We start from the raw sequence: 24,642 nt of genomic DNA, 5'->3' as shown, positions 1-24,642 counted from the left end.
AGGGGGATTACATGGAAAAGGTAAAGGTTTACGGCTATCGATGGGTGGTTCTTGCTGCTTTCATGCTTATAAACTGCATAATGCAGATGCACTGGTTGAACTTTGCCCCCATTACTACCGATGCTGAACAGTTTTATAATGTTAGCGAACTGCAGATCGGGCTCTTTTCCATGAGCTTCATGATCATGTTTATCTTTATGTGCATACCGGCATCATACGTGATCGATACCTACGGCATAAGGATAGGTGTAGGCGTCGGAGCCGTGCTGACGGCCGTATTCGGGATGATCAAGGGCATATATGCTGACAGCTATAATGCCATACTCATTTCTTCTTTCGGACTGGCCGTAGGGCAGCCTTTCATATTGAATGCAATTACTAAGGTCGGGGCCGAATGGTTTCCGATTGAGGAGCGTGCGACGGCTGCGGGACTGGGCGCGCTGTCTCAGTATCTGGGCTTTGTCGTTGCCATGGCGCTGACGCCCGTCCTGTTCAAGTTACAGGGAATGAAGGGGATGCTCATGTCGTACGGCTATGCATCCCTCGCAATAGCGGTACTCTTCTTCATTTTCATCAAGGACAAACCGCCCACCCCTCCCACTCACCGACACGAAGTGCGCCACAGCGTATTCATGGGTTTGAAGCACATGTTCAAGATAAAAGATATGATTCTTATACTGATATTGTTCTTTATCGGTCTTGGAATGTTCAATGCAGTCAGCACATGGATTGAGCCTCTGCTGAAGCCCAGAGGGATTAATCCCGAACAGGCAGGACTCATAGGCGCCGCGATGATAGTAGGCGGAATAATAGGTGCGGTGGTAATACCCGTTCTCTCGGACAAGCAGAGGAAGAGAAAGGCATATCTGATCCTGTGCATGATAGGCATAGTGCCCGGACTTGTCGGAATGACCTTCTTGAGCGGTTTCGTCCCTCTGCTGATAGCGGGTTTCGTGCTGGGCTTCTTTACGATGAGCGCCGGTCCTGTCGGTTTCCAGTACGGGGCTGAGGTCAGCTTCCCGACGCCTGAGTCGACATCTCAGGGCATGATACTTCTGGCAGGCCAGATATCGGGCATCCTGTTCATCTACCTCATGAATCTGCTCAAGAACCCGGTGACGGGCTCGATGACCAATTCCATGATCATATTCCTTGTGCTCATGATCGGAAGCGCGGTTGCGGCTCTTCTTATGAAGGAATCTCCCATGATAATGACGCAGACAGAGCTTATTGAGAAGACAGAAGAGGTTCTTGAAAGGATTGATGAAAAGACGGCAGGCTAGTCCTGCCGCTCCACTATCTTCTTTTTGTTGTGCAGGTAACGTTCCTGCAGTATCTCCACAAAAAGGGCAAATCCCATGGGCAGGTATATGTATGCCTTAGGAACATGCTGGTGTGTACCTTCGAGGAATATCGTAACGCCGATCGTGATAAGGAATGAAAGCGCCAGAATCTTCAGTGACGGCCTTCTTATGATGAATTCGCCTATGGGTCTGGCAAATGCGAGTATGGCCATGAATGAGATTATAACTGCGCTGATGATCACCCACAGCTTGTCTGTCAGGCCTATTGCAGTTATGACCGAGTCGATTGAAAATACGATATCCATGAGGACTATCTGTACTATCACGGCTGCGAAGCCGTTGTAGATTTTTCCCTCAATTTTTTCCATCTCATCCTTCAGCTCGACAGTATGATGGATCTCCCTGACCGCCTTGTAGATGAGGAAAAGACCTCCAGAGAGCAATATGATGTCCCTGATCGAATACGAGAGCAGAACCGGGTCAGTCAGTCCGGCAAGCTTGACGAGTATAAAGAGTATCAGTATCCTTGCAATTAGAGCGAAACTGAGCCCGGTGATCCTTGCCTTGTTTCTAGTTTTTTCTGGCAGCTTTCCCACAAAAATCGAAATGACAAGAATGTTGTCGACTCCGAGAACAAGTTCGAGTCCGACGAGGAGCAGCAGTAGGGCTATCGCATCATACACCGTATTCCCCTCTTATTTATTGCTTTTCAGCCCGGCGTTTTATCGCACTTATCGTGACAAGGCCGGTCGCGATGTTGATTCCGTGTTCCATCGACGGGTCCGATTTAAGTGCCATCTTCAGTATCCAGCTTGATTCCCTGATGTCTGTATAGAGCGTGTACACAAGGACAGTCCTGCTCTCACCAATGGGAATAAGCTCCCAACGCCATGCGCCTGTCTTGATATCGCCCTTGTCGTTTTCAGGTTTTATGTCCACCCTTGTATAAGGGGTATGGTGATGCCTTAGAGTATACTCGAAGTCCGGTCCCGGCAGATCGATAGTATAGCTGAGAACTGTATCGCTGCCCTCCCTTGAGATAACCACGATCTTTTTGGCATTGGGCATGAATTCGTTGTAATGATCGTAATCGGTCACAGCGTCCCATGTCTTTCTGATGCCTGCATTGACCATGGCCATGATGCTTGCCTGCTTGAATTTGCCGTCTTTCTGGGAGTTGACCCATATGAGTTTGCCCTGTTCGAGCATGGGGGCCATTGCTGCTGCATCGAACCTTTCCGGCAGCGGGGCCAGTTCAATTTTCCGGGGTTTTGCGGATGCAGTGGCAGAGGCTGCAAGGCAAAGCATGATTACCGTCAGAACTGTTAAAGGGAAGATTCTCCTCACGAAGCTCTCCTTATTTCAGGTCTGCCAGAAACACCAGAAGCTGCTCGGCGACATATCTTCTGCCGATTGCGTTCAGGTGTCCCCCGTCATCCGTGTATTCAGGGCAAAGAACCATGATCCGGCTTCCTTTGTCTTCAAAGAAGCACAGATTCTTGTCGGGAGAAACCGCTTCCAGTCTTGCAAGATCGAATACGGGCTCCTTGCCTTCATAGGCAGACCTTAAAAGATCATTGTATCTGTTGCGCGCTGTGTTGTTCTTTATGCTTGGATCAATACCAACAGCTTTTTTTATCCAGTATTTTATATTTTTATCCGCCAGCCTGAAGGGCACTGTGACATGAATAAAGGTTACATCCGGATATGCAGCCTTGAGTTCAGACATTTTCTGCTGATATATATTGAACAGGGATTTTACATCTGTGGATTTGTTTATGTCGATATAACAGAACTTGAAAAACGCTATATCTGAATTTTTGCCCGTCCCATGTTTTATGAGATCCGAGAACGCCTCGATCTTCGATACCGGCTTCTCGTTCTGCCCGATCAGGGCATGTTCGAATACACCCGGTTTAAGGTTTTCGGGTTTGTCTGATTCCAGAATGACCAGCTTGATATCTTTATTGGCATTAAGGACATCCTTCAGTCCCTCAACGATATTTCCGCCCACAGACTGGTGGCCGAAAAAGATTCTTTTCCTGGATAAGTCCTCCTTCTGTGATGCAGTTAAATTCTTAATCTCACCATAACTGAAGTCGTCTTTCACGATTTCGCTCCTTTCACAACCTGACATCATGAGAACAGCTATAAACCCTGACAGCGTCAATATCTTTTTCATGCGTACCTCCTTGGGGCCATTGGCTGATTATAATTATTTGTTATGAAAAAATCCATATGCCGATGATACACCCGATGCTTTGATTCCTGATGCAAAGGGTAATGGTTTCAGTTTAAGATTTTCCAGGATGAACAGTCCGCCTGCTGTTCAGGCAGGCGGGCTGTTCATATAAAAACGGAATCTAAAGAGATGTTCTTATAAAGCACAATCCTCCTGAACTGCCGCCGTCATCTCCGGCGTCCTCTCCTTTCAGCGTGCCTATCGGTACACTGACAGTCATGCCTCTGTTGCCTGCCTTATCGACTGCGGAAAGGACGATTTCCTGCGTGCCGGACGGCACTGGTATTGAGTCGTAGTTTCCGGCTGATGATTTGACCGGGAACTCCATCATGCCTCCCGGAATGAATTCTACAAGATATTTTTTTGCCTTGCCGGCGTACCAGTCATCACCAGGGGCCTTAAGAGTTATTTCTCCCGTTTCTTTGTCATATGTTACATTTCTTACAATTCCCGGAGGTCTTGTGTCCGTACCATATCGGCCGGTATTCCATTCGTCATGATGATTGTGCCACCATTCCGTGTTGGCGGAAGCCTTTCCTTGAGTGCGCCAGACGGTCAGGTATCCTTCACGGGTAAGCATGACAAGTTCGGTAAGACCGTCGGAATCCAGATCGCCTGCGCTTGGAGAAAAGAGCCCCCAGCCGGTTGTGAACTTGGGGAATCCTTCAGCCTGCTTTCCGCTATCGGTATAGGCATGCAGTGCCGATGAGTCGCCTGCATCGACGATCTCTGCATTGCCATCCCCGGTTACATCTACGATAATCGGTGCGCCGATGAAATTGAGGCCCTGAAAAAACGCCGGGAACCCTTTTCTTGCCTTTCCTGTTTTTGCATCGACGACCCTTTCGTAGTTCTTCAGCCATTTTCCGCTTCCCGGCGTCAGGATGGAGAGAAGTATTCCTTGAATTCCGGAACCTGTTTGAGCGAAAGACAGTCCGCCTCCGAATTTTCCGAACGCACCCGAGGTGGTGAAGCTCATCGGTATGTCGGTTGTAAGAGCGGTTAAAATGTCGACAACATCAGCCGCCTTTGGCAAAGGATTGAATCCGCTGCTGTACTGGGTCAGAATTTTTCCGTTACCGTCAATGAGCCAGGGATGTGAGAACATGGGGCTTACTGCGATTTCGTCCTTCCCGTCGCCGTTGACATCACAGGCTACAGGGGCGCCTGATCCTTCCGTAACGAATTCCTGCGCGGAACCGTAGTAGATCACCATGCCGTCGAGTTCCACAGGCCAGCCTTTAACGATGCTGCCGTCATGATGATATGCTATGATGTGCATCTTGTACATGATCTGAAGGTCCGGGGCCTTGGTATAATTATAGTTGGTCCTCACCACGATCTCGAAATCACCATCGCCGTCAAGGTCTGCTATGCAGGGGGTGTTTGTTATCTTCTGGTCGTTGATCAGCATGAGGTTATCTGGACGCGCATAACCTGAAGGAAGAGCTACTTTCACAGGCCAGCCGCTCAAGTATGAACCGTCTGCATTGAATACGTGCAGATGCCCGTCCCATCCAGCCTGAATGATCTCAAGACCTGGTTTCCCGTCAATATCAAAAAGAACGGGAGAAGAGAATGCGCCCCTGGCTGCCAGTCTCGAAAGGAGGAGCTTCTTCCTGGGACTATCCGGCTGAGTAACTCCGGCATCCAGAGTTTTAGGCCATCCCCCGGAGAGCCTTCCGTATGCATCGAAAACATAAGTCCTTCCGGCGATGGAGGTTGCAACAACCCACAGTTTCTCGTCCCCATAAAGGGGGCCTACGCTCAGGGGATTTAAAATCGGTTCATAGCGGGGGTTTACACCTGCATGAGCTTTTATTATGGCTGTCGGGTTCGTATGTGCAGGCCAGCCCGGAAGCTCATCGCCGGATTTTGAGTCAATGGCGTGGATATAGCCGTCCGAGTCGCCGAAGACTATCGCGAGCCTGCCCTGGCCTTGTATATCGGCAAGACATACCTGGGAATCTCCGCCGTGGCCCAGATATTTCGGGAACGGCTTTTTCCAGGAGTTGTCATGGTAAATGAAAATGCTGCGCCTGTTTTCAGCCCTGTTTCCTTCATAATCCCAGACGACAAGACGGATCGTTGCAGTGTATTGCTCGGTGGTGCTCAACTCCTTGCTGTCTGAAAGGCTGAAATCCTTTTTGATGAACTCTTTGATTTCAGCCTCATAGTTATTCAGGTCAATTGTCCCAAGCAGTCCTTCAAAGGCCTCTGTTTCAGTATTTCCATCAATGCGTCTGAAAGATGCCGGTTCGGCGCCGAGTGCGAACTGCAGTTCCCATGAATAGCTTTTTGACCTTCGTGCCGATACCCTTCCCGAAATCGGGATTATAGAGGTCTGTGAAGGATCAATCAGTGTGTACCACCGCGGGGAATCTATCACAGCGACAGGAGGAATATTACCGGCATTAACTGCATCGATTGCCTTATACGCATTCGGCCTGCCATAGCCGTACTGAAGGTTGAAATTTCCCGGTTTGCCCGGCCATGGCAGATTCGGATCCTCAACCCTGCTCGATGTTCCGATCAGAAGTTGTATAAGCTCGAACCCGTTCAGCGGAGGCTGTCCCGCTCTTTCTTCGAGGATAGTGTTCGCATCCGACAGCACGATCCCCAGAACACCGCCGAGCGTGGGTGTTGATTCTGATGTTGTGCCGCCCTGCGTCGAGACTGAGAACATATTGTGCGTGCCCCATGAAGTAACATTCGAGCGAGTCCGGAAAGTTCTGGTAAGCTTTCCGAATATGTTCAGTTCATTTATTATGCATGCCGTATCCGGCACAAGGCCGTTTCCGGGCAGCACATTTGCATGGAACATGCCGCCCTGGTGGTCGGTAGAATTAAAGTCGTTCGAGGATTCGACAATTACGATCCCCTTCCTTGTGATGTAATCGACAGCCTCTTCCATAAACGTCGAGAATCCGAGGTCGGCGGTTGTTGAGACTATAATGTCGGCGCCGGAATCCGCAGCAAAAAGCCAGGCCTGGGCAAGGTCATCGGTCCTGTCAAGCGCCTCGCAGCCTGCCTTTACAGGCAGCAGCATGCAGTCCGGACAGAAGCCTGCCTCGCCGAAACCGTTGTCTGTTATTGCCGCAGCGTTCTTCATCATGCCGTTTGCATGGCCGTAAGTGATGTCATAGGTGGCCGGGTTGTTCTGATTGTTGTAGAAATCCCAGCCTGAGATGTCATCGACATACCCGTTGCCGTCATTGTCGATTCCGTCCGAGAATTCTATGATCAGGTCTTCGGCGTCAAGAATGCCGTTTTTATTATGATCGCCCGGCACACTCTCGCCCGGATATTTCTTTGACATCATGTACCAGTAATCGGGGGCGTTGAACCATTTGTCATGGTTGACATCTATGTAAGCCGCATGCTCTTTGCCGTCGATTCCCATATAAACAGGCGGTGGGAGCTCCCCTTTGTTTATGTAGATCTTGTCTGCAATGTCCGGGATTGTTTCCGGATGATGCCAGTTTATACCACCCTCGACATAGGCAATTACAACATCCCTCCGGCCTGTCCCGTATTTCTTCCAGGCCCTGGTGAGCGACATTCCGGGTGAACCTTCCGGGTCATTTGCCAGAGGAAACTGAACTGGAAGCTCGTCCATGCCTGAAAGCATCTGGAACTGAAAATCGGTGGGTGAAAAGTTCTGCGGGTCCTTGCCGCTTGCAGCACCTGTAAATTCAGGGTCGTTGGGCGGGTCCTGCGGAAATTCGGCATAGGGCTTTGAAATAAAAACGACGGCAAGTAAAACGGTGAAAATAAGTATTCCTGAGAAAATTTTAAAAGCGGATTTCATTGTAATTACCTCCTTGATGATGCATATAAATAAAAGATGAAATCTTATAAAATATATTGTTGCGGAATGGTGATGTCAACAAATACGGTGGCAAATCTTGTAAAAGTGTCAAGCTGGTTGTTCATATGCCTGATATTATTATCCGGCTTTTTATCAGATGGGCATATATGAAAGCAAAGAAACCCTTAAAAATAATATTATTCTTGATTCTGATTATTATCGGTTTGATGTTGATATGTGAAACGGCCCTGAGGATTTTTATCGAATATCCCCTGAAGACATCTTTCTACGGGTCTGTTTCAAAAGAAGAAGTAAAGCCGATGCAGGCCGAATATGGTGTAAAGGTTTCAAACGGTTATGGCTGGGCGCACCTTGGCTGGATAGCCGATCCGGACGTGGAAACCTACAGGGTGGAAGAATACCGCGGCGGAAAATGGAATACAGCCGGTAATGCAGAATACGGTTCCTTCCTGATTAAAAGAGGCGGAAGGTACAGGGTTATCGGAATCCCGAAAAAAGCCGTGACCGGGCATCTTATAGGCGAGGCAGAGATTGAAGTGCTCACTGGCGAGGCACCTGTTTTCAGGCCTGAAATAGCAGGTGAATGGAAAACGCTTTTCAAGCCTTCCATTTACGGAGATTATATAAATGACCATACAATCTATCGTGATAATGAGGGAAACTGGAGGCTTCTCGGCATTACAAGTAAAACGAATGGAGACTACAGCAGGGAAAAATATTTTGCTTCCGCGGTGTGCAGGGAATTCCCTCCCAGGGAAGGCATGCGCGAGGAAAAACCCGTTGCCGATTTTGGCGAACTCGCATGGGCGCCGCATGTAATAGAAGAAGGCGGCATATATTACATATTCTGGTCGCCTCACAGGCTTCAGAGGATGACATCCAGAGACGGCATTTCATGGGAGAACCGGGAAACCGTTATTAATAAACCGTTTCATAAATTTTTTCGTGATGCCATGATCATCAAGGTGGCAGAAGGACAGTGGCTGCTGTATACAACTGCACGCGGGCTTTTTTTTTCCAGAGTGGACGTTTACCAGTCTTTCGACCTGAAAGGCTGGCAGTATATCGGACCCGCCCTTGGAACGTCATGGGGAAGCGAGAGGAACTCGCCGTTCGCATCGACCGAATCTCCTTTTGTGATTGAATATAAAGGCGGTTATTATCTTTCGATTACCTACAACAACGATACGGCCTTCTGGAACGGGCTGCTCCTGCCGCTTAAGATATGGTTAGACAAGGCTTCCTACAATGACACGCTCGTATTTCATTCGGATAATCCGTATTATTTCGGATGCTATAAGGGCATGAAAAAAACGCCCTCTCTTATTGCGAGGCTGAAGGCACATGCGCCGGAATATGTCAATGTGCCTGAAAAAGACGAATGGTATATCACCACATGCGGCTGGCCATGGGTCTCTAACATAACAAAGGGCGAAGCCGCAGTAGCCCCGATTGCATGGCGAAAAATAAAAAAGTGAACCGGATGTTGTATGAACAGTAAATGGATGGATAATATTTTATTGCATAACAAAGTGATATGCCGAATCAGGGAGCTGTTAATGACATCAGGCAGGTTATGGCCTGAGAAATGCAGCAGGCTGAAGATGCCGGGTATCAGGTATTTATTGAGGGGAAAGGCTGCAGGAAGGGCCTGGCCTCAAAAATGGGAGATTTCGCTTAACCCTCATCTGGCAGAACTCAATGGTGACAGGTTCATTATGGAGACAGTCACGCACGAGATTGCTCACCTGATAGCCTTCAGGCTGAATTCAAAAGACAGGCCTCACGGCCGCACATGGGAATCGGTCATGCTGGCCTTCGGGCAGGACCCTAAAAGGCTGCATGACTATGACGTGTCCGGCATTGCCGGCGTCAGAAGACATCAACCGGGATATATCTATGTATGCGACTGCAGGGAGCATCAGATAACACGGACAAGACACAACAGGATTATTAAAGGTGCGGAATACAGATGCATGCGTTGCAGAAGCATAATAAGGCCGGCAAATCGGCAATGAAGTGAAAATTTCAGGATACCTGTTGAAGCAGGGTTTACGTTGCGCAATAAGATGATTTCATGCGGCCTTTCTTGACTTTTATAAGCTACTCTTGTATCAATTCCCTTATGTTCTGGAGCATTACTAGCCTTCTGGGAACCTCCTCTTTTATAATGGTGTTTATTGGACCGACGATAATTGCAGCTTGGCTGGATCCCACGGCAAACATACCTCATCTGATTGCCCGTTACTGGGCAAGATGGACCCTTTTCTGTGCCAACGTGAAGGTCGATATTGAGGGGGAGGAAAATATACCGGACGGTCCTGCCGTGTATATGCCTAACCATGCAAGCAATTTTGATGTACTTGCCATACTCGGTTTCCTGAAGGTCCAGTTCAGATGGACAGTCAAGAGAGAGCTTTTCAAGATACCGGTATTCGGTTTTGCCATGAAGAAATGCGCCTATATAATGGTTGACAGAGGCGATCACAAACAGGCCATCGAGAGTATGCGCATTGCAGCTGAAAAGATCCGTTCAGGCACTTCAATCGTTATATTCCCCGAGGGAACTCGTTCCAGTGACGGAAAACTGCAGTTTCCTTTTAAAAAAGGAGGCTTTCACCTGGCGCTTGAATCCGGTACACAGGTTGTCCCGATAACGGTTTCAGGTTCATTTAGAATACTTCCAAAGAATTCCATTAAGGTCAAACCGGGCAAAATAGGCATCAAAATAGGAAAGCCGATCGATACCAGAGGGCACGATATTACTTCACTGATGCAGGCTGTGCACGATTCCATTCAGAAAGGTTTTGATAATTAATGATTACTGATATCATTTACAGATGTCCGGTATGCGGTGCAATGGACTGGTGCAGGGACGGGAAGTGCATTTCCTGCGGTGCGACCCTTGAGCTTGTCAGCAGGAGCGATGTTTCAATAAACGGTGAAGTCAGACCTGTCGGGTACTGGTACGACAAGGTTCTGTCATTCGATATAGATATACCCGACACTGAACCTGTATTAAAAAGCAAAAAGGTGAGGCTTTCGGAGGAAAGCACAAACGGTATCTATACAGGTTATGCAGGAATAGTCAGCACCCATTATGTAAGGAAACCCATCGGTGAAGGAAGGCTGGAACTGTTCGGTGACAGGCTTGAATTCAAAGGTAACGGCACCGGAAACAGGACACTTGCCATAAGAGACATGCTGTCGCTTACAATCGAGAGCGATACTCTCCAGATCGTAAGCCATGAATACGGTCCGCTGTTCTTTGACTTCCTTGAAGAGTCGGGCAAGAAGTGGGAAGACTGTCTTAGAAAGATCATCAGAGATTATTATTCCGAAGATATCGTTGAATTTTGTCCGCGCATAAGAAAAAAAGGCTGGCTTGAAAAACCGAGAAAGGCCAAAGGGTACGAAAAGCTCAGGGTTCCGGTCTGGACATGGCGCAGAACTGAACATCCGGTTTTCTTCGCTTTTGCCAAATTTATGATGAAGCTCGTTTTGAATGCTATTTTCAAGATAAAGGTCGAGGGCATTGAAAATATCCCTGAGAGCGGCCCTGTTGTCATGCTGCCCAACCACAGCTCATTCCTTGATTCCATTATACTGGTCCCGTTTTCTCCGAGAAAGATATGGTTTATGGGAAAAAATTCGGAGTACAAAACAAAACTGCATAAATATCTGATGGGCATTGCCGGAAGCTTCCCGGTCAGAAGGTATACAACAGATTTTCAGGCGGTGCGCAACGCCATCCGTGTAGTCCAGGAAGGCCATATGCTTGGTATATTCCCTGAAGGAGAGAGGTGCTGGGACAACAGGCTGCTTCCCTATAAGATTGGAACGATAAGACTGATCCTTGCACTGGGCCATGATGTCATTCCAGTGGGTGTATCCGGTGCATATGCCCTGATGCCCCGATGGACGCATGACATCAAGCGAGTACCCATCACGATAAGGATAGGAAAGCCCATAAACCTGGGACATATTCCCGGGCCGAAGCAGACAATGAAAGATATTCAGTCGGCTTCACTCAGGCTTAAGGAAGCCATGACCGCTCTGATAGGTGAAGGCTCTTGAGTTATGTAAGGATCATTCCCCTGGGCGGCGTCCGTGAATTTGGACTTAATTCAACGGTAATCGAGACCAGCAGGGGATCTGTGCTCATTGATGCCGGTCTTATGTTTCCCAGATACAACATTACCGGAATTGACCAGATAATCCCTGATTTCAAGTATGTGACAGACAACCAGGAACTCTTCCAGGGCATCCTTCTGACTCACGGTCATGAGGATCATATAGGCGCTCTGCCTTATCTTCTGAAAGACGCCCCGATACCTGTCTACGGACACGAGTTCACGCTTGAACTTGTAAAAAGAAAGCTCAGGGAGTTCGATATGGATTCATCGGTCGACCTGATTCCTCTGATGCATGAAGAAACCTTTACCATATCCGGTATGGATATAAGGGTCATTGAAATGATGCATTCGACCATGGGGTGTCTGTCCTTCTCACTTATGACGCCTCAGGGGCTGATAGTCCATTCCGGTGATTTCAGGTATGTACCCGAGGCGTACTGCACGCTCGATGACGTGAGGCTTTTTCTCTGTGAGTCGACAAACGCCGAATCCGAACCTGCGGGAAAGGATGAAGCTGTTGCGCTCTCAAATATTGAAGATATTGTAGGCGTTACCCCCGGGGCGGTTATAGTAACAACTTTTTCAAGCCATGTCAGACGCATACAGTCGCTTTACGATATAGCGGTGAGAAACGGCAGAAAGGTCTGCATAATCGGCCGGAGCATGAACGAGGTCGTTGAAATAGCCTCTGACACGGGTTTTCTGAAGATGGAGCCCCATCTGATGGTGGATCCCGATCTGGTTGCCTCCACTGACCGGAGCAGACTGATGATCATATGCACCGGGGCGCAGGGAGAGGTCTATTCAGCGCTGGCCCTTATCGCAAGAGGCTGGCACAGATACAAGGTCAAACCCGGCGACAACGTCATCTTTTCAGCGAGAATGATACCGGGGAACGAATTTGCAATAGGACGCTGCATAGATTCCTTGCTTGAACTCGGGGCCGGGGTTCATTATCAGGGTACCTCCTATGTGCATGCGACAGGCCATGCCACTCATGACGAGATCTGTAAGGCGCTTGATATGCTGAAGCCAGAAATCATGATGCCGATTCATGGTGAATTCAGACATATGAAGGCGCTTGGAGATATGGCCATCCCTATGGGGGTAAGCGATGTTGTCCTTGCAAGACCGGGCCAGGTGTGGACACTGACCGAAGAAGGCATAACCCAGACAGGTGAGGTGCCATACGGAAAATGTTTTGTTGACGGAGAACTCACCGGCGATATAAGCGATGTCGTATTGAGGGACAGACGGCATATCTCCGAAGGCGGCCTTGTTGTTGCGTTTGCCGTTTTTGATGATAATACTTCGAACATTGTGTTCGGTCCTGACGTAATGTGCAAAGGGGTGGTTCCTGCACCCATAGAACAGGAAATCATGGATGACATGAGAAAAATTGCTAAAGATACGCTCACGGTGAAATTGAGCGGAGAACATGACATACAGGCTATACAGGGCTACCTGCGCGAGGAACTCGGCAGGTATTTAAGGGGAAGACTCAAGAAAAAGCCCATGATTATCCCGATCATTATGGAGATATGATGCCCCGATACTCAAGTTCGAAAGCCTCAGGTTTTCACAGGGAAGTTGCCGGGATTTCATTTATGACGGTTTTTATGGATCATTAAACCTATGCCCAGGAAAGAAAAAAAGGATATCAATATAAAGAAAATCGCCTCATTGGCAATGCTGGCGCTTGCCATTCTTATGCTTCTCTCCCTTGTCTCGTACTCGGGAACCGATCCGGGCTTTACGCATGCCGCAGATACGAGCAATATCCATAATCTAACAGGGCTTGTCGGGGCTTATATTGCCGACGGACTGCTCCTGATATTCGGCCTCGGCGCATTTCTGATTCCATTGATGCTTGCCGAATATGCCTGGCTCACCTTCAGAGATATAAAAATAGGAATTATAAAGGGAATAAGCAGCGTTGTGCTCTTTTTCGTAATAATAAGCCTTATTGGAGTTTTCTTCGGGGATGCAGGCGTCTGGGGAGGCTCGGTCAAGGCCGGCGGTGTGATCGGGCTGGTTGTCGGAAAAGGCTTGAGTGCATATCTGAAAACATGGGGATCGCTTGTCGTTCTTCTTACGATGTTTTTTGCCGCCCTTGTTATCGGTTATGATCTGAAGAATGCATGGGGGGCGATAAAAAGCCTGGTCATGCTTGACAAACCCGCTATCACCAGACCTGAAAAAAGGATAAGGGAAGACGAACCCCAAGAGCATGCCGAGCCTGAAAAAATCAAGGATAAAAAACAGGAAAAGAAGAAAAAGGAACCCCAGATATCAAGGCTTGACACGGAAAAGACAAAGCTGAACGAAAAATTCGAGCAGGCGAAACTTTCTTTTGAAGGTGAGTATGAACTCCCGCCGAGATCTCTTCTCAGGGAAGTCCAGAATACCGGCAAGGAAATGACCGCCAAGGAACTTAATGCAAATGCCGAACTTATAACGGCTAAGCTCAGAAGCCTCAACATTGAAGGTGAAATTCTGCAGATAAGGCCGGGTCCGCTGATCACCATGTATGAGTTCACCCCTGCGCCGGGGATTAAAATAAACAGGATAGTTTCGCTTGCAGATGACCTCTCAATGGCACTGAAGGCATCACCTGTGAGGGTTGTGGCACCTATACCGGGTAAGAACGCAGTGGGAATCGAGGTGCCTAATAAAAACAGGAGGACGGTTTTTTTAAAGACGATAATAGCCAGCAGCGCATTTATCAATGCCTCATCACCGCTTACAGTGGGTTTGGGTACGGATATTGAAGGTGCGCCTGTCGTAATCGACCTTGCAAAGATGCCTCACCTTTTGATTGCCGGGGCGACCGGCACCGGGAAGAGCGTCGGGCTCAACACCATGATACTGTCGCTCCTTTACAGGTGTTATCCTGACGAACTTAAATTCATCATGATTGACCCAAAGAGGATAGAACTATCCCATTATGAAGGCATTCCGCATCTTTTGCATCCTGTCGTTACCGATTCAAGAGAGGCCCTGCCGATACTCAAGTGGCTGATCTCTGAAATGGAAATGCGTTATCAGTTATTTAAAGAGACGACTGTAAAAAGCCTGGACACTTACAACAAAAAAATCAGATCACAGAACAGGAACGCAGAAACGACACTTGCAATCAGGCATGAAGACGGCGCTCCGCCTGGCATTCTTCCAAGGCTTGTCCTTGTGGTTGACGAGATGGCCGACCTTACCATGTCGAACCGTGAAACACAGGAGTTTATAATAAGGCTCGCACAGATGGCGCGAGCCGCGGGGATACACCTGATCATGGCTACCCAGAGGCCGTCGGTCGATGTCGTCACCGGCCTCATCAAGGCAAACTTTCCTTCGAGGATATCGTTCAGGGTGTCACAGGGCGTCGATTCGAGAACCATCCTCGACAGCAACGGCGCCGAGCAGCTCCTGGGTAACGGGGATATGCTGTTCCTTTCACCCGGGCATCAGGGGCTAATGCGGATACATGGCGCCTATGTCACCGAGGAGGAGGTTGACAGCGTGGTGAATTTCATCAGGGAACAGAAAGGTCCTGATTATATATCGGATATTGAAGAGCACATACAGGCCCAGGTCAGGGACGAGGACGATGGTGGTGATGAAAACGGCAGCATTGATGAGGTCTATGATGAGGCGCTGGAGTTTGTAACGCAGAAGGGGAGCGCTTCCATATCGCTTGTCCAGAGGCGTTTCAGGATCGGCTACAACAGGGCTGCGAGAATAATCGAGCAGATGGAGAGAGAGGGCGTCGTAGGACCGTCCGATGCGGCGGGTAAACCGAGAAAGGTACTGGTGAAACCATATGGCAAAGAAATGGATGAATAGTGTCATTGTGTCTGTTTTTATTCTGGCGGCGGGTACTGCCTCGTTTGCAGCAGGGCTTGAAGACATACAAAAGAAGTATTCCGCATACAAGGATTTTGATGCGACGTTCAATCAGAGCACATATCAGGCGATTCTAAACAAGAACATCGATTTTACGGGGAAAATACTGTTCAAAAGACCTGACGGCGTGCGGATGGATGTTTATAAACCACAGAAGCAGATTATTATATTGAAAGGCAACAAACTTGTCGTGGCATTACCCGATGAAAAAACCATGGCTGTGCAGGAGGTTCCGAAGGAGATAGCCACACAGAATCTTCTGGCATTTATTGCTGGAATATCGAGTCTCGATAAGGGATACAAGGTCAAGCAGGAGAAAGACCATTTTGTCCTCACTCCCAAGAACGGTTCGGGTGAGATCAGCATATGGACAGATGAAGACAGCATCATCAAACGCGTCAAGCTTGTTGATTCGGCCGGAAACAGAAGTGATATCAGGATAAGCGACTACAGGTTCAATATCGGTTTGAAAGACAACCTGTTCGAGACACCGGATATGAAAGCACAGGAAGAAGGTGTCAAATCTTCAGGAAACTGAAGCAGCCTCAAATTTTGCTTGTTCAATGCGGCGGTTGCAAATTAGTCGGAGCCGTGTGTTTATGCAATATTTTATCCGCATTATGAATATTCATTTTTAAAGGGGTGTTACATGGAAACACAAAAATCTGTTTTTAAAACCAGCTTCAAGACCAGAATGCTCTATTCTCTGACGAGCCTCGGTGTATGCATACCGGCTGAGGCGATATGGAGCGGAATAGTAGGGTTCTATGTGGTTGATGTAATGAACCTTCCCATTACTTGGTTCGGTTTGTCATGGAGCCTTTATACGATATACAACGCACTGAACAACCCGGTTATCGGGTACCTCTCCGACAGGACAAAGTCCAGATGGGGCAGGCGAATACCCTATGTGAAATTTACGACCATTCCTTATATCATTACATTCATACTGATGTTTTCCATGCCGTTTGACGGGAAGACCCATCCGGTCGAGCTGCTTGTATGTTTTCTTGTTGTAATGACTTTCTGGGAAACGCTTTATACTGCAATTGCGACCGGATATTACGGACTCCTGCCTGAGATGTTCGATAACTACGCGGAAAGAACCGATGTCGCGGCCAAAATGAACATCTTTCAGGGCGTCGGTCTTCTGCTGGCTACGGCGCTTCCGCCGAAGCTGGTTGAGATACTGGGCCCTGTTGCCGCCGATTTGACCGGAAGTCTCCCAATTCATCTGCCGCCTATGGTTGCCAAGACCATAGGCTGGCCGGCCATGGCGATTACAATAGCTGTTGTGAGCATTGTTTCCATTTACATTGGTAAAACATCACTCTTCGAAGTGAAAGGTTCAAGCGAGAAAAGTTATGTGCCGTTCTGGGGAGCTGTCAGGGCGACATTCATAAATAAGAGTTTTCTTGCGGCTGCAACAGCACAGGCCATGAGGTTTTTCGGGACCGGTGTTCTGACCGCCGGAATGCTTTTTTATCTGAAGTACTCCCTCAATATAAAGGAAGGCGATGCCACAATTGTTTTAGGGATTGTTTTCATCGTGGCGATTATCGCTCTCTATCCATGGCGGCAGATTGTGGCCAACAAAACTGATTCCAGGACCTCGCTGATACTCTCCAACCTGATCATGATTATAGGCGTCATTCCGATGGGATTTGCCCGGTCGATGACATTTGTCTATGTATGTTCCGCGATTATCGGAATCGGCCTGTCAGGGCTCATTCTCATAGGCGATGTCATTATCGCTGAGGTCGTCGATGAAGACGAGGTCAAGATGGGCCAGCAGAGGGCCGGCATGTATTTCGGGATGAGCTCCTTCGTGATAACGATAAGTTCAGGACTGGTGTCCGGTGTGCTTGGAATCATGATGCCGTATTTCGGTTATGACACCGCCCTGGAGGTTCAGCCCGAGACGGTTAATCTGGGCTTCAGACTTTTCATGACAATCCCGTCGATCATCGGATTCCTCCTTGCGATACTGGCGCTGTATATCTATCCGCTTCACGGTAATAAGCTCAAAGAGATCAGGGAAGCTCTCGATGCGAAGGAAAAGGCGAAGTCGGAGGCGACCGCGAGCTGATATTCCTGCAAGCTTTGCTATTAAAGTAAAAAACAATTTGTAAAGATGTACACCTATCAGAAGACGAACAGATATTTCGCCCAGATTGCCGACGGCATGGAGGAGCTTGGCAAAGAGGAGCTTGCCTCGCTTGGAGCCGAAGAGATAAATGTCGTCTTCAGGGGGCTGTTTTTTACAGCCGGAAGGGAAACCCTTTACCGTATAAATTACATGACCAGGCTGTGTACGAGAATACTTGCCCCGCTTATAACTTTCGACTGCCACAGCACAAAGTATCTTTACAGGACGGCTCTTAACATCGACTGGCCAATGCTCTTTTCAGTTGACCAGACATTCTGCATATCGGCGAACCTTACAAACAGCAAAATCAGACATTCGCAATATGCATCTCTCTGCCTGAAAGATGCCATAGTCGACCAGTTCAGGGAACGTTTTGATATGAGGCCCGATGTGGAGCGGATAAACCCTGATATTCATTTCAACCTTCACATAGACAGCAACAAGGCTACCATCTATCTGGACACTTCGGGCGGTTCACTTCACAGGCGCGGATACAGGAAAGAGGCGGTTGAAGCACCCATGCAGGAAAATCTTGCAGCAGCGATCATAAAACTTACAGGCTGGGACGGGCAAACTCCTCTGTATGACCCAATGTGCGGTTCCGGCACCCTGCTGCTTGAAGCCCTCATGAGATACTGCCGTATTCCTGCGGGATACAGGAGGGATAATTTCGGATTCTTCTTTCTCCCTGATTTTGATGATTCGCTCTGGGCTTCGGTTAAATACGAGGCGGATGCGATGGCTAGAGAGCTTCCAAAGGGCCTTATATCAGGCAGCGATATCAACGAGCAGGCAGTTGCCTCTTCACGGTCAAATGCGCGTAACCTCCCCGGGGGCAGGGCTGTGACGTTTGCAAGGTCAGGGTTCATGGACCTTCCCGACTTAAACGGTGTTACCATTGTGTGCAACCCTCCGTATGGCAGGCGCATGGGATCAAAGGTCGAACTTGGTCTCATGATGAAAGATTTAGGGGATTTTTTAAAGCAGCATTGCAAGGGCTCGACCGCCTACATATATTTCGGAAACAGAGAGCTTATAAAGAAGGTGGGGTTGAGGTCTGCATTCAAGATCCCGCTCAAAAACGGCCCGCTTGACGGCAGGCTGGTGAAGTACGAGCTTTACTGATAAACGCTGAATAAATAAGAACTGCGGCAGGTTTTTTCTCCCTGCCGCAGTTATGTAATTCTAAAAAAACATTAAGCTGTCCTGGGTGGCTTTATAAGAATGGCCGCGATGATAATGCCGAGAAAGGCAAGACCGGCAGTCGGCCAGAAAGCAAACTGAAGAGAACCGAATATGTCTTTTGCAAAACCGGAAATGAGTCCGCCAAGGATAGCACCTATGCCGTATGCGAAGAATACTACACCGTAGTTCTTTGCATAATTCTTAATACCGAAAAATGATGCAGTTGATGTCGGCGCTATAGCAAGCCATCCTCCGAGGCAGAGCCAGAACAAAATAAAAGATATTACATACAGTGCAACATCTCCTTCCTTTGCCATGAGCATTATGCCCGATGCGATGAGTATAAGCATCAGGTTCAGTAATGCAGCTGTTCTGGGGGTGGACTTATCAATGATTGTTCCGAATAATGGTCTGCCCAGGGCATTGAATATTGCGAATATGCCGACAAGTGAAGCAGCAAAGGCCTTGTCTATCTTAATAACCTCGGTACCTACCGTGCTGGACACACCAATCGCCATAAGACCTGCAAGGCTTCCTATCAGAAAGCAAAGGAACACGCCCCAGTATGTGCCAGTTTTCACCATCGCCGCAGCAGTAAGATCTGTTGTCGCAACCGTTCCTGCTGCAGGCGTCCAGCCTGATGGTTTCCATCCTGCGGCCGGGAATTTAAGCGGGAGAGAGAGAAGGAAAATAATGATAAGAAAAGCTATGCCAAAGTACATGAATGTCGTGGGGAGTCCAACTTTATCAAGAAGGACGCTTGCGATTTTTGCCGTAAGAAGGGCCGATCCTCCGAATCCTGCAACAGTAAGTCCCACTGCAAGGCCCTTTTTATCAGGGAACCAGCGTGCTGCAACAGCGATCGGGCAGCCATAGGCAAGTCCTACTCCGCTTCCCGCTATGACACCATATGTCAGTACCAGCAGGTATATATTGGTTGCAAATCCCGAGAGAAACCAGCCTGCTCCCACGATAACCGCTCCAATGATGGTCAGATTCCTCGGGCCGATTTTTTCCATAAGCCTGCCTCCGAAAAACATTGTAACCGCAAAGAATGCCAGGAATATCATGAACGGAAGGTTGCTCTGGAATGACGATATCTTGTTGATGGACAACAGGACATCAAGCTTATCAGGAGACAGCCCTTTAAGGTGGGTGACAAAAGCCTCTGCCTTTATGGTCTCCTTTGCCGGGTCAAGTTTGAAAAGCTCGATGATGTAAGGGGCATCGAGCGTTGAATGTCTTGCCTTTAGCTCATCGGCCTTTTCCTTTTTCAGGCCGTAAATTTTTCCCAGGAGTTCCTTGCCGTTTTTGTCCTGGTTGATTGCATCCACTTCAGGAATGGCGACAACGGCGGTTATTGTGTTGAAATACTGTTCAACAGGCTTTTTGAATACGCTGTATGCGTAAACGGTACCGAGACATAAATTTATTACCAACCCTAAGATGACAAGCAGCCATCTTCCCGATTCGGGTTTCATCCCGAAAAGTTTTGTATCCTCCGACATAAAAAATATCCTCCCCTGAAATTTAAGAAATTAGCGAAGGACTATATTGAATAATATCTTCCAATGTCAATCGAGAAAGTGACATATTTTATTCTTTGCTCAATATGAAAATACAATAAATTTCCATTCAACTAAGTGTTACAGATTTGAAAATTTTAACTGTTAAATCACTTGACTTTCATTGTTCATTTTACTAATGCTTTCCAGGGGGATGGAGTTCTCCATATAACCGCCAGAGGCTAATGACTCCTACAAATTAATGAATAGGAGTTATTATGAATCAACAGCCAGCAGTTTTAAAAACGCTAGCGGTTCAAGACTTGGTCGAAAAGATTCGTATAACAGCGGATCAATATCATCTTGCCTCTCTGAAACGACAACTTGAAGTCTGCGAATCAATGCTTGAGGAAACAACTCGCACCATAGATGTGGCCATACTTGGCCAGTTCAAGGCCGGCAAAAGTTCTTTTATCAACAGTCTTATAGGAAAGGAAGTCCTGCCGACTGGCGTCACTCCGGTAACTACCGTAATCACCCGTCTGCAATATGGAGAAACCGAACGTGTAACTGTAAGGTATTCAGATAAAACATCCTCAATCATTAATGCTGGAGATATTGGAGATTATGTTTCAGAGTCAAACAATCCATCCAACTCAAAAAAAGTCTCCTTCGTTGATATTGAATTACCCTCAATGATAAACTATCAGGGCCTGAGGCTGGTTGACACGCCAGGCCTCGGAAGCGTTTTTGAAGCCCACATAAAAGAATCAGAAGAATGGCTGCCGGAGGTGGGGGCTGCTATTCTTGCCATTAGTGCAGACAGGCCTCTCTCGGCGGATGATCTCGGGCTTATCCGTGAACTGCTGAGTTATACGCCTAACATAATAATCCTCATGACAAAAGCTGACCTTCTTACCTCCGAACATCAGCAGGAAGTGATTGATTTTTTTGAAAACACCCTGACACGTGAAATCAGGCAGAGTTTTCCCATATTTCAATACTCAACAAGAAAGGATACGGAAAGACTCAGGAAAATGATCGAAGATAACGTCCTTTCCGGTTTATCAAAAGATCGTGATGCCGAGTTTGTCCGCATACTCAATCATAAGTGTCAATTCCTTCTGAAATCGTGCATTTCATATATGGAAATTGCACTGATGGCATCTCTCGAAAGTGATAATGAAAGGGATAATCTTAAGAATCAGATATTGAATGAAAAAACCGGATACGAACATATCAGACGAGAAGCGTATGCAATGGCCAGAGACAACAAGAATCAGACCAGGACCGTAATCAACAATCATCTTAAACAGTTCAAGAAACCGCTTATCAAGAAAATGACTTCAGAACTGAGCCATGAAATGGTCTCGTGGAAAGTGAACCTGTGGAAGATGACCGAATTATATAAGAACTGGCTCAAGTCAACAATGGAAAGAGAGATTTCCATTATTTCAAAAGATGAAAACGAACACTTTCGCGGCACGCTCGACAGTACTCATGAAAGCCTGACAAGGTATCTGCAGAATTTCAGGATGCACCTAGAGAGCAACATTGAAAAGGTCCTCGGGTTAAAACTAGCCCAATCCGAATGGAAGATTGAAGTTCCGGAACCTGAAAAACCCGATGTCAAAGTCCTGTTCGGTTTTGACACTCACATTGACCTTTTGTGGTTTATGATCCCGATGTTCATATTCAGGAAACTTTTTGAAAGGCATTTTCTTAATCAGATTCCATGGTCGGTTGAGGTTAATATTTCCCGGCTGGCAACTCAGTGGGAAGAAAGAATAAATACCGCAATTGATTTCATGCTCAAGCATTCCCTTAAATACATTAGTGACGAGATAGCAACCGTTGAAGCCCTCCTTTCAGGTGTACACGGCAATACGGATGAAATACGTGAGACGATATCTCAACTTAGTGAACACATTACAGCTTAGTTAAACAACAGAACAAAGGAGAACTTTGATGGAACATATTTTCTGGTTGGCTTCTGTCTGGCTGGGCTTTGCAGTCATTTCTGCGATTATCGCCTATCATCTCCGCATATCGATCGCTCTTGTCGAAATATGTGTGGGGGTGATTGTAGGTGCCATAGCAAGTTATACGGGGCAGTTCGATATGCTTGGGTCAAATCAGCAATGGTTGCGTTTTCTGGGGTCAAGCGGCGCTGTTCTTCTGACATTTCTGGCTGGGGCCGAGCTTGATCCCGAGATAATGAAAACAAAAATCAAAGAGGTTTCCGTCATCGGATTGATTGGGTTTCTGGCGCCTTTTTTTGGCTGTGCAGCCATTGCATATTATCTTCTTGACTGGAGCATACAGGCCAGCCTTCTATGCGGTGTAGCGCTCTCAACCACTTCAATGGCTGTTGTCTATGCCGTAATGCTGGAAACTGGCTTTAATAAAACAGATTTTGGCAAAGGCATCCTGGGTGCATGCTTCATTAATGACCTCGGTACGGTTATCGCTCTCGGACTTTTATTTTCCCCGTTCACGATCAAGACTTTCATGTTTATCATCGCATGTATTGTGATCATAGGATTATTGCCTTATGTAACCCATGCAATGACTCGCATATACGGCAACAGGACCGCGGCGATAAGGGCCAAATGGATAATGCTCGTGCTTTTCGGTCTCGGCTCTCTGGCGCTTTGGTCTGGAAGTGAAGCAGTGCTGCCTGCATATCTTGCAGGCATGGCCCTGGCTGGAAGTGCCGCAAAGGACACATTCTGGATAAGAAGGATGAGGACGCTCACTATCGGTTTTCTTACCCCGTTCTATTTTTTAAGGGCCGGAACGCTTGTATCACTGGCCTCACTGATTACGGCGCCAATAATTTTTCTTGTTCTGCTCGGGGCCAAGGTTGTCTCAAAGATTTTCGGTTTGTATCCTTTTGTCGGTATTTTCAGAAAAGAGAAAAAAGAACGGTGGTATTATACACTGATGATGTCAACCGGTCTTACATTCGGAACGATTTCAGCTCTATTCGGACTTACACATAACATTGTGACTCAGGGGCAGTACTCATTTCTTGTAGCAGCTGTCATAGCAAGCGCCGTCATACCTACCTTGATCGCAGGAAAGTTCTTTACTCCGGGACACCTGCTCTTACCGGTTGAAGAAGAGGCTGTATCCGAAGAAATGCCGGACGGCACGGCTGAAGATGAAGGATAATCTGGAGAGAGACCATGAAAAATGTTGGGGTATCAGGATTATCCTGGATGTCCTGCATAACTTCAGTCCTCTTCTGGGCAAACCCTTTACAATCATTACATTCATGGGTGAAGAGAAGCTTTTCCTCTGATAAGGGATTGGAAGAATGACAAACAAACAAGGCCATTCGAACCGTTTGTCGGATCAATTAACTTCCAAGCCATGGCTTCATCCTGTGAATGATAACGAATGCATAACTAATATAGCCAGGAATTATCATTTTGATTCTTGGCAAGCGGTTCTGGATTTTGTTGAGGATTATGGCATATCGATCAACATGGTAGCAGAAAACATGCATTTGGCAGATACTGATGCTGATATGAGCGCGTTCTATGGTATAGTCCTGGGGATAGCGCTGGCACTTAAGATCAGAGCTGATGATCCAAGCTTTGCAGCTTTTTCTATCGCAAGAGGATTGGAAGAATTTACACTTCCCGGAAGTGAAGCGTATTTTGAAAGGTTTGCCGAGGGATATGGCAGATTAGCATCATTCATGCTTCAGAAGGGTTTATCGACAATTGCTATTATCGGTCGCCATGTTCCGGGCAGTCTGATTGATATTTTTTTGAAGCTGGCGAACCGTTCTGCGCTAATCAGAGGCCGGGAATGGAATATTTTGTTGGTGTGCGGGGAAGATATATGTGAAAAAGGTAAGTATAGACATGCAGAGGTTGAGTTTACAAATAGTAACGGGCATCTGAGAGTATCCAGTTCGACAGCCGCCAGCATGAGGAGGGGATTGGACCCGGTATTTTATGAAGTCACTACAGTGGAGGAAGGCATAGCAGTCCTCGATTTCGAGAAAGCTGATCTTTGCATAGCCCTTTCGGGGACAGGGTCCATATTATTTGAACATCCCATTGCTGGTATTTATGTCAGAAAAAGAAGAAAGACCGGAGGACTTGCGCGTGTGGTGGCAGTGGATGTCCAGGAACAAACAGTCAATAATGCTGAAGCTTCTCAAATTGTGTCTTCTCACATGATAGAGATGTATGCCGACGCCCATATTCGAGGAATAGGTTGTGATGCAAAAAATATGAAAAACTTGGGGTTCCCTGAAATCGGAGCAACGGGCGCTCTGGAGGCCATTATGATATTTTCCCGTTTGGCGGCAACTGCAGGGAAATATAAGTAGCTCAGGAAGGAGATCATAAATCAAAAGAAATAAAGGAG

Annotated in this window: 19 protein-coding genes and 1 riboswitch; of the genes, 14 read left to right on the top strand and 5 right to left on the bottom strand. The window is 47.4% G+C overall.

The genetic code is table 11. The features are described from left to right. Positions 1-11: 11 nt before the first annotated feature. Positions 12-1,283 (top strand): MFS transporter, encoded by a 1,272-nt coding sequence (locus VIS94_06335; protein ID HEY9160685.1) that lies wholly within the window; start codon positions 12-14, stop codon positions 1,281-1,283. Here VIS94_06335 and VIS94_06330 read toward each other — a convergent pair. The 4 genes from VIS94_06330 to VIS94_06315 all read right to left on the bottom strand — a co-directional run bounded on the left by VIS94_06330 (position 1,280) and on the right by VIS94_06315 (position 7,357). Continuing rightward, a complete protein-coding gene (locus VIS94_06330; protein ID HEY9160684.1) occupies positions 1,280-1,987 on the bottom strand; it encodes a TerC family protein in 708 nt (235 codons plus the stop codon). The two genes, VIS94_06335 and VIS94_06330, sit on opposite strands and share 4 nt — an antisense overlap. 16 nt (positions 1,988-2,003) lie before the next feature. After that, positions 2,004-2,651, bottom strand: coding sequence for an SRPBCC family protein (locus VIS94_06325; GenBank protein ID HEY9160683.1), 648 nt, complete (start codon positions 2,649-2,651; stop codon positions 2,004-2,006). A gap of 10 nt (positions 2,652-2,661) precedes the next feature. Then, on the bottom strand, positions 2,662-3,486 hold the full coding sequence (locus VIS94_06320; protein ID HEY9160682.1) for a hypothetical protein: 825 nt from the start codon (positions 3,484-3,486) through the stop codon (positions 2,662-2,664). Positions 3,487-3,667: 181 nt separating this feature from the next. After that, positions 3,668-7,357 carry a hypothetical protein gene (locus VIS94_06315; protein HEY9160681.1) on the bottom strand — a complete coding sequence of 1,230 codons (3,690 nt, stop codon included), beginning with the start codon at positions 7,355-7,357 and terminating at the stop codon, positions 3,668-3,670. A 167-nt stretch (positions 7,358-7,524) separates the two neighbouring features. On the opposite strand from VIS94_06315, the gene VIS94_06310 reads away from it, so the two are divergent. From VIS94_06310 to VIS94_06270, 9 genes are all read left to right on the top strand, one after another. After that, positions 7,525-8,856 carry a hypothetical protein gene (locus VIS94_06310; GenBank protein HEY9160680.1) on the top strand — a complete coding sequence of 444 codons (1,332 nt, stop codon included), beginning with the start codon at positions 7,525-7,527 and terminating at the stop codon, positions 8,854-8,856. 81 nt (positions 8,857-8,937) lie between these two features. Further along, positions 8,938-9,396 carry a SprT-like domain-containing protein gene (locus tag VIS94_06305; GenBank protein HEY9160679.1) on the top strand — a complete coding sequence of 153 codons (459 nt, stop codon included), beginning with the start codon at positions 8,938-8,940 and terminating at the stop codon, positions 9,394-9,396. 152 nt (positions 9,397-9,548) lie between these two features. Beyond that, complete coding sequence (locus VIS94_06300; protein HEY9160678.1) at positions 9,549-10,196, top strand: lysophospholipid acyltransferase family protein; 648 nt, start codon at positions 9,549-9,551, stop codon at positions 10,194-10,196. After that, positions 10,196-11,455, top strand: a complete 1,260-nt coding sequence (locus VIS94_06295) for a lysophospholipid acyltransferase family protein (GenBank protein ID HEY9160677.1) — start codon at positions 10,196-10,198, stop codon at positions 11,453-11,455. Before VIS94_06300 ends, VIS94_06295 begins: the two co-directional genes overlap by 1 nt. After that, entirely contained in the window at positions 11,452-13,059 is a 1,608-nt protein-coding gene (locus tag VIS94_06290) for a ribonuclease J (GenBank protein ID HEY9160676.1), read from the top strand. Before VIS94_06295 ends, VIS94_06290 begins: the two co-directional genes overlap by 4 nt. A 90-nt stretch (positions 13,060-13,149) precedes the next feature. Next, on the top strand, positions 13,150-15,354 hold the full coding sequence (locus tag VIS94_06285; GenBank protein ID HEY9160675.1) for a DNA translocase FtsK 4TM domain-containing protein: 2,205 nt from the start codon (positions 13,150-13,152) through the stop codon (positions 15,352-15,354). Then, positions 15,332-15,952, top strand: coding sequence for an outer membrane lipoprotein carrier protein LolA (locus tag VIS94_06280; protein ID HEY9160674.1), 621 nt, complete (start codon positions 15,332-15,334; stop codon positions 15,950-15,952). The genes VIS94_06285 and VIS94_06280 overlap by 23 nt, the downstream gene beginning before the upstream one ends. A gap of 111 nt (positions 15,953-16,063) precedes the next feature. After that, positions 16,064-17,503, top strand: coding sequence for an MFS transporter (locus tag VIS94_06275; GenBank protein ID HEY9160673.1), 1,440 nt, complete (start codon positions 16,064-16,066; stop codon positions 17,501-17,503). Between the two features lie 45 nt (positions 17,504-17,548). Then, positions 17,549-18,688 (top strand): THUMP domain-containing protein, encoded by a 1,140-nt coding sequence (locus tag VIS94_06270; protein HEY9160672.1) that lies wholly within the window; start codon positions 17,549-17,551, stop codon positions 18,686-18,688. 71 nt (positions 18,689-18,759) lie between these two features. Here VIS94_06270 and VIS94_06265 read toward each other — a convergent pair whose 3' ends face one another. After that, positions 18,760-20,256 carry an OFA family MFS transporter gene (locus VIS94_06265; GenBank protein ID HEY9160671.1) on the bottom strand — a complete coding sequence of 499 codons (1,497 nt, stop codon included), beginning with the start codon at positions 20,254-20,256 and terminating at the stop codon, positions 18,760-18,762. Positions 20,257-20,454: 198 nt separating this feature from the next. Further along, positions 20,455-20,515: riboswitch (Fluoride riboswitch) on the top strand. 16 nt (positions 20,516-20,531) lie between these two features. On the opposite strand from VIS94_06265, the gene VIS94_06260 reads away from it, so the two are divergent. Genes VIS94_06260 through VIS94_06245 form a run of 4 tightly spaced genes read left to right on the top strand, consistent with a single transcriptional unit; the run spans position 20,532 to position 24,604 of the window. Next, positions 20,532-22,193 carry a dynamin family protein gene (locus tag VIS94_06260; protein ID HEY9160670.1) on the top strand — a complete coding sequence of 554 codons (1,662 nt, stop codon included), beginning with the start codon at positions 20,532-20,534 and terminating at the stop codon, positions 22,191-22,193. A gap of 28 nt (positions 22,194-22,221) precedes the next feature. Beyond that, positions 22,222-23,430 carry a cation:proton antiporter gene (locus VIS94_06255; protein ID HEY9160669.1) on the top strand — a complete coding sequence of 403 codons (1,209 nt, stop codon included), beginning with the start codon at positions 22,222-22,224 and terminating at the stop codon, positions 23,428-23,430. Further along, positions 23,420-23,560, top strand: coding sequence for a hypothetical protein (locus VIS94_06250; GenBank protein HEY9160668.1), 141 nt, complete (start codon positions 23,420-23,422; stop codon positions 23,558-23,560). The genes VIS94_06255 and VIS94_06250 overlap by 11 nt, the downstream gene beginning before the upstream one ends. A 15-nt stretch (positions 23,561-23,575) precedes the next feature. Further along, on the top strand, positions 23,576-24,604 hold the full coding sequence (locus VIS94_06245; GenBank protein HEY9160667.1) for a GGGtGRT protein: 1,029 nt from the start codon (positions 23,576-23,578) through the stop codon (positions 24,602-24,604). Positions 24,605-24,642 lie beyond the last annotated feature (38 nt).

This window comes from Desulfomonilia bacterium, assembly GCA_036567785.1.
Lineage (GTDB): Bacteria > Desulfobacterota > Desulfomonilia > UBA1062 > UBA1062 > DATCTV01.
This window is presented reverse-complemented; position numbering and strand designations above follow the sequence as displayed.

Excerpts from the sequence above, each read along its gene's own strand:
- VIS94_06260 (HEY9160670.1), top strand. The coding sequence starts at position 20,532 with ATGAATCAACAGCCAGCAGTTTTAAAAACGCTAGCGGTTCAAGACTTG.
- VIS94_06275 (HEY9160673.1), top strand. The coding sequence starts at position 16,064 with ATGGAAACACAAAAATCTGTTTTTAAAACCAGCTTCAAGACCAGAATG.
- VIS94_06270 (HEY9160672.1), top strand. The coding sequence starts at position 17,549 with ATGTACACCTATCAGAAGACGAACAGATATTTCGCCCAGATTGCCGAC.
- VIS94_06305 (HEY9160679.1), top strand. The coding sequence starts at position 8,938 with ATGACATCAGGCAGGTTATGGCCTGAGAAATGCAGCAGGCTGAAGATG.
- VIS94_06315 (HEY9160681.1), bottom strand. The coding sequence starts at position 7,357 with ATGAAATCCGCTTTTAAAATTTTCTCAGGAATACTTATTTTCACCGTT.
- VIS94_06245 (HEY9160667.1), top strand. The coding sequence starts at position 23,576 with ATGACAAACAAACAAGGCCATTCGAACCGTTTGTCGGATCAATTAACT.
- VIS94_06310 (HEY9160680.1), top strand. The coding sequence starts at position 7,525 with ATGAAAGCAAAGAAACCCTTAAAAATAATATTATTCTTGATTCTGATT.
- VIS94_06300 (HEY9160678.1), top strand. The coding sequence starts at position 9,549 with ATGGTGTTTATTGGACCGACGATAATTGCAGCTTGGCTGGATCCCACG.
- VIS94_06255 (HEY9160669.1), top strand. The coding sequence starts at position 22,222 with ATGGAACATATTTTCTGGTTGGCTTCTGTCTGGCTGGGCTTTGCAGTC.
- VIS94_06335 (HEY9160685.1), top strand. The coding sequence starts at position 12 with ATGGAAAAGGTAAAGGTTTACGGCTATCGATGGGTGGTTCTTGCTGCT.
- VIS94_06265 (HEY9160671.1), bottom strand. The coding sequence starts at position 20,256 with ATGTCGGAGGATACAAAACTTTTCGGGATGAAACCCGAATCGGGAAGA.
- VIS94_06320 (HEY9160682.1), bottom strand. The coding sequence starts at position 3,486 with ATGAAAAAGATATTGACGCTGTCAGGGTTTATAGCTGTTCTCATGATG.
- VIS94_06295 (HEY9160677.1), top strand. The coding sequence starts at position 10,196 with ATGATTACTGATATCATTTACAGATGTCCGGTATGCGGTGCAATGGAC.
- VIS94_06285 (HEY9160675.1), top strand. The coding sequence starts at position 13,150 with ATGCCCAGGAAAGAAAAAAAGGATATCAATATAAAGAAAATCGCCTCA.
- VIS94_06280 (HEY9160674.1), top strand. The coding sequence starts at position 15,332 with ATGGCAAAGAAATGGATGAATAGTGTCATTGTGTCTGTTTTTATTCTG.
- VIS94_06250 (HEY9160668.1), top strand. The coding sequence starts at position 23,420 with ATGAAGGATAATCTGGAGAGAGACCATGAAAAATGTTGGGGTATCAGG.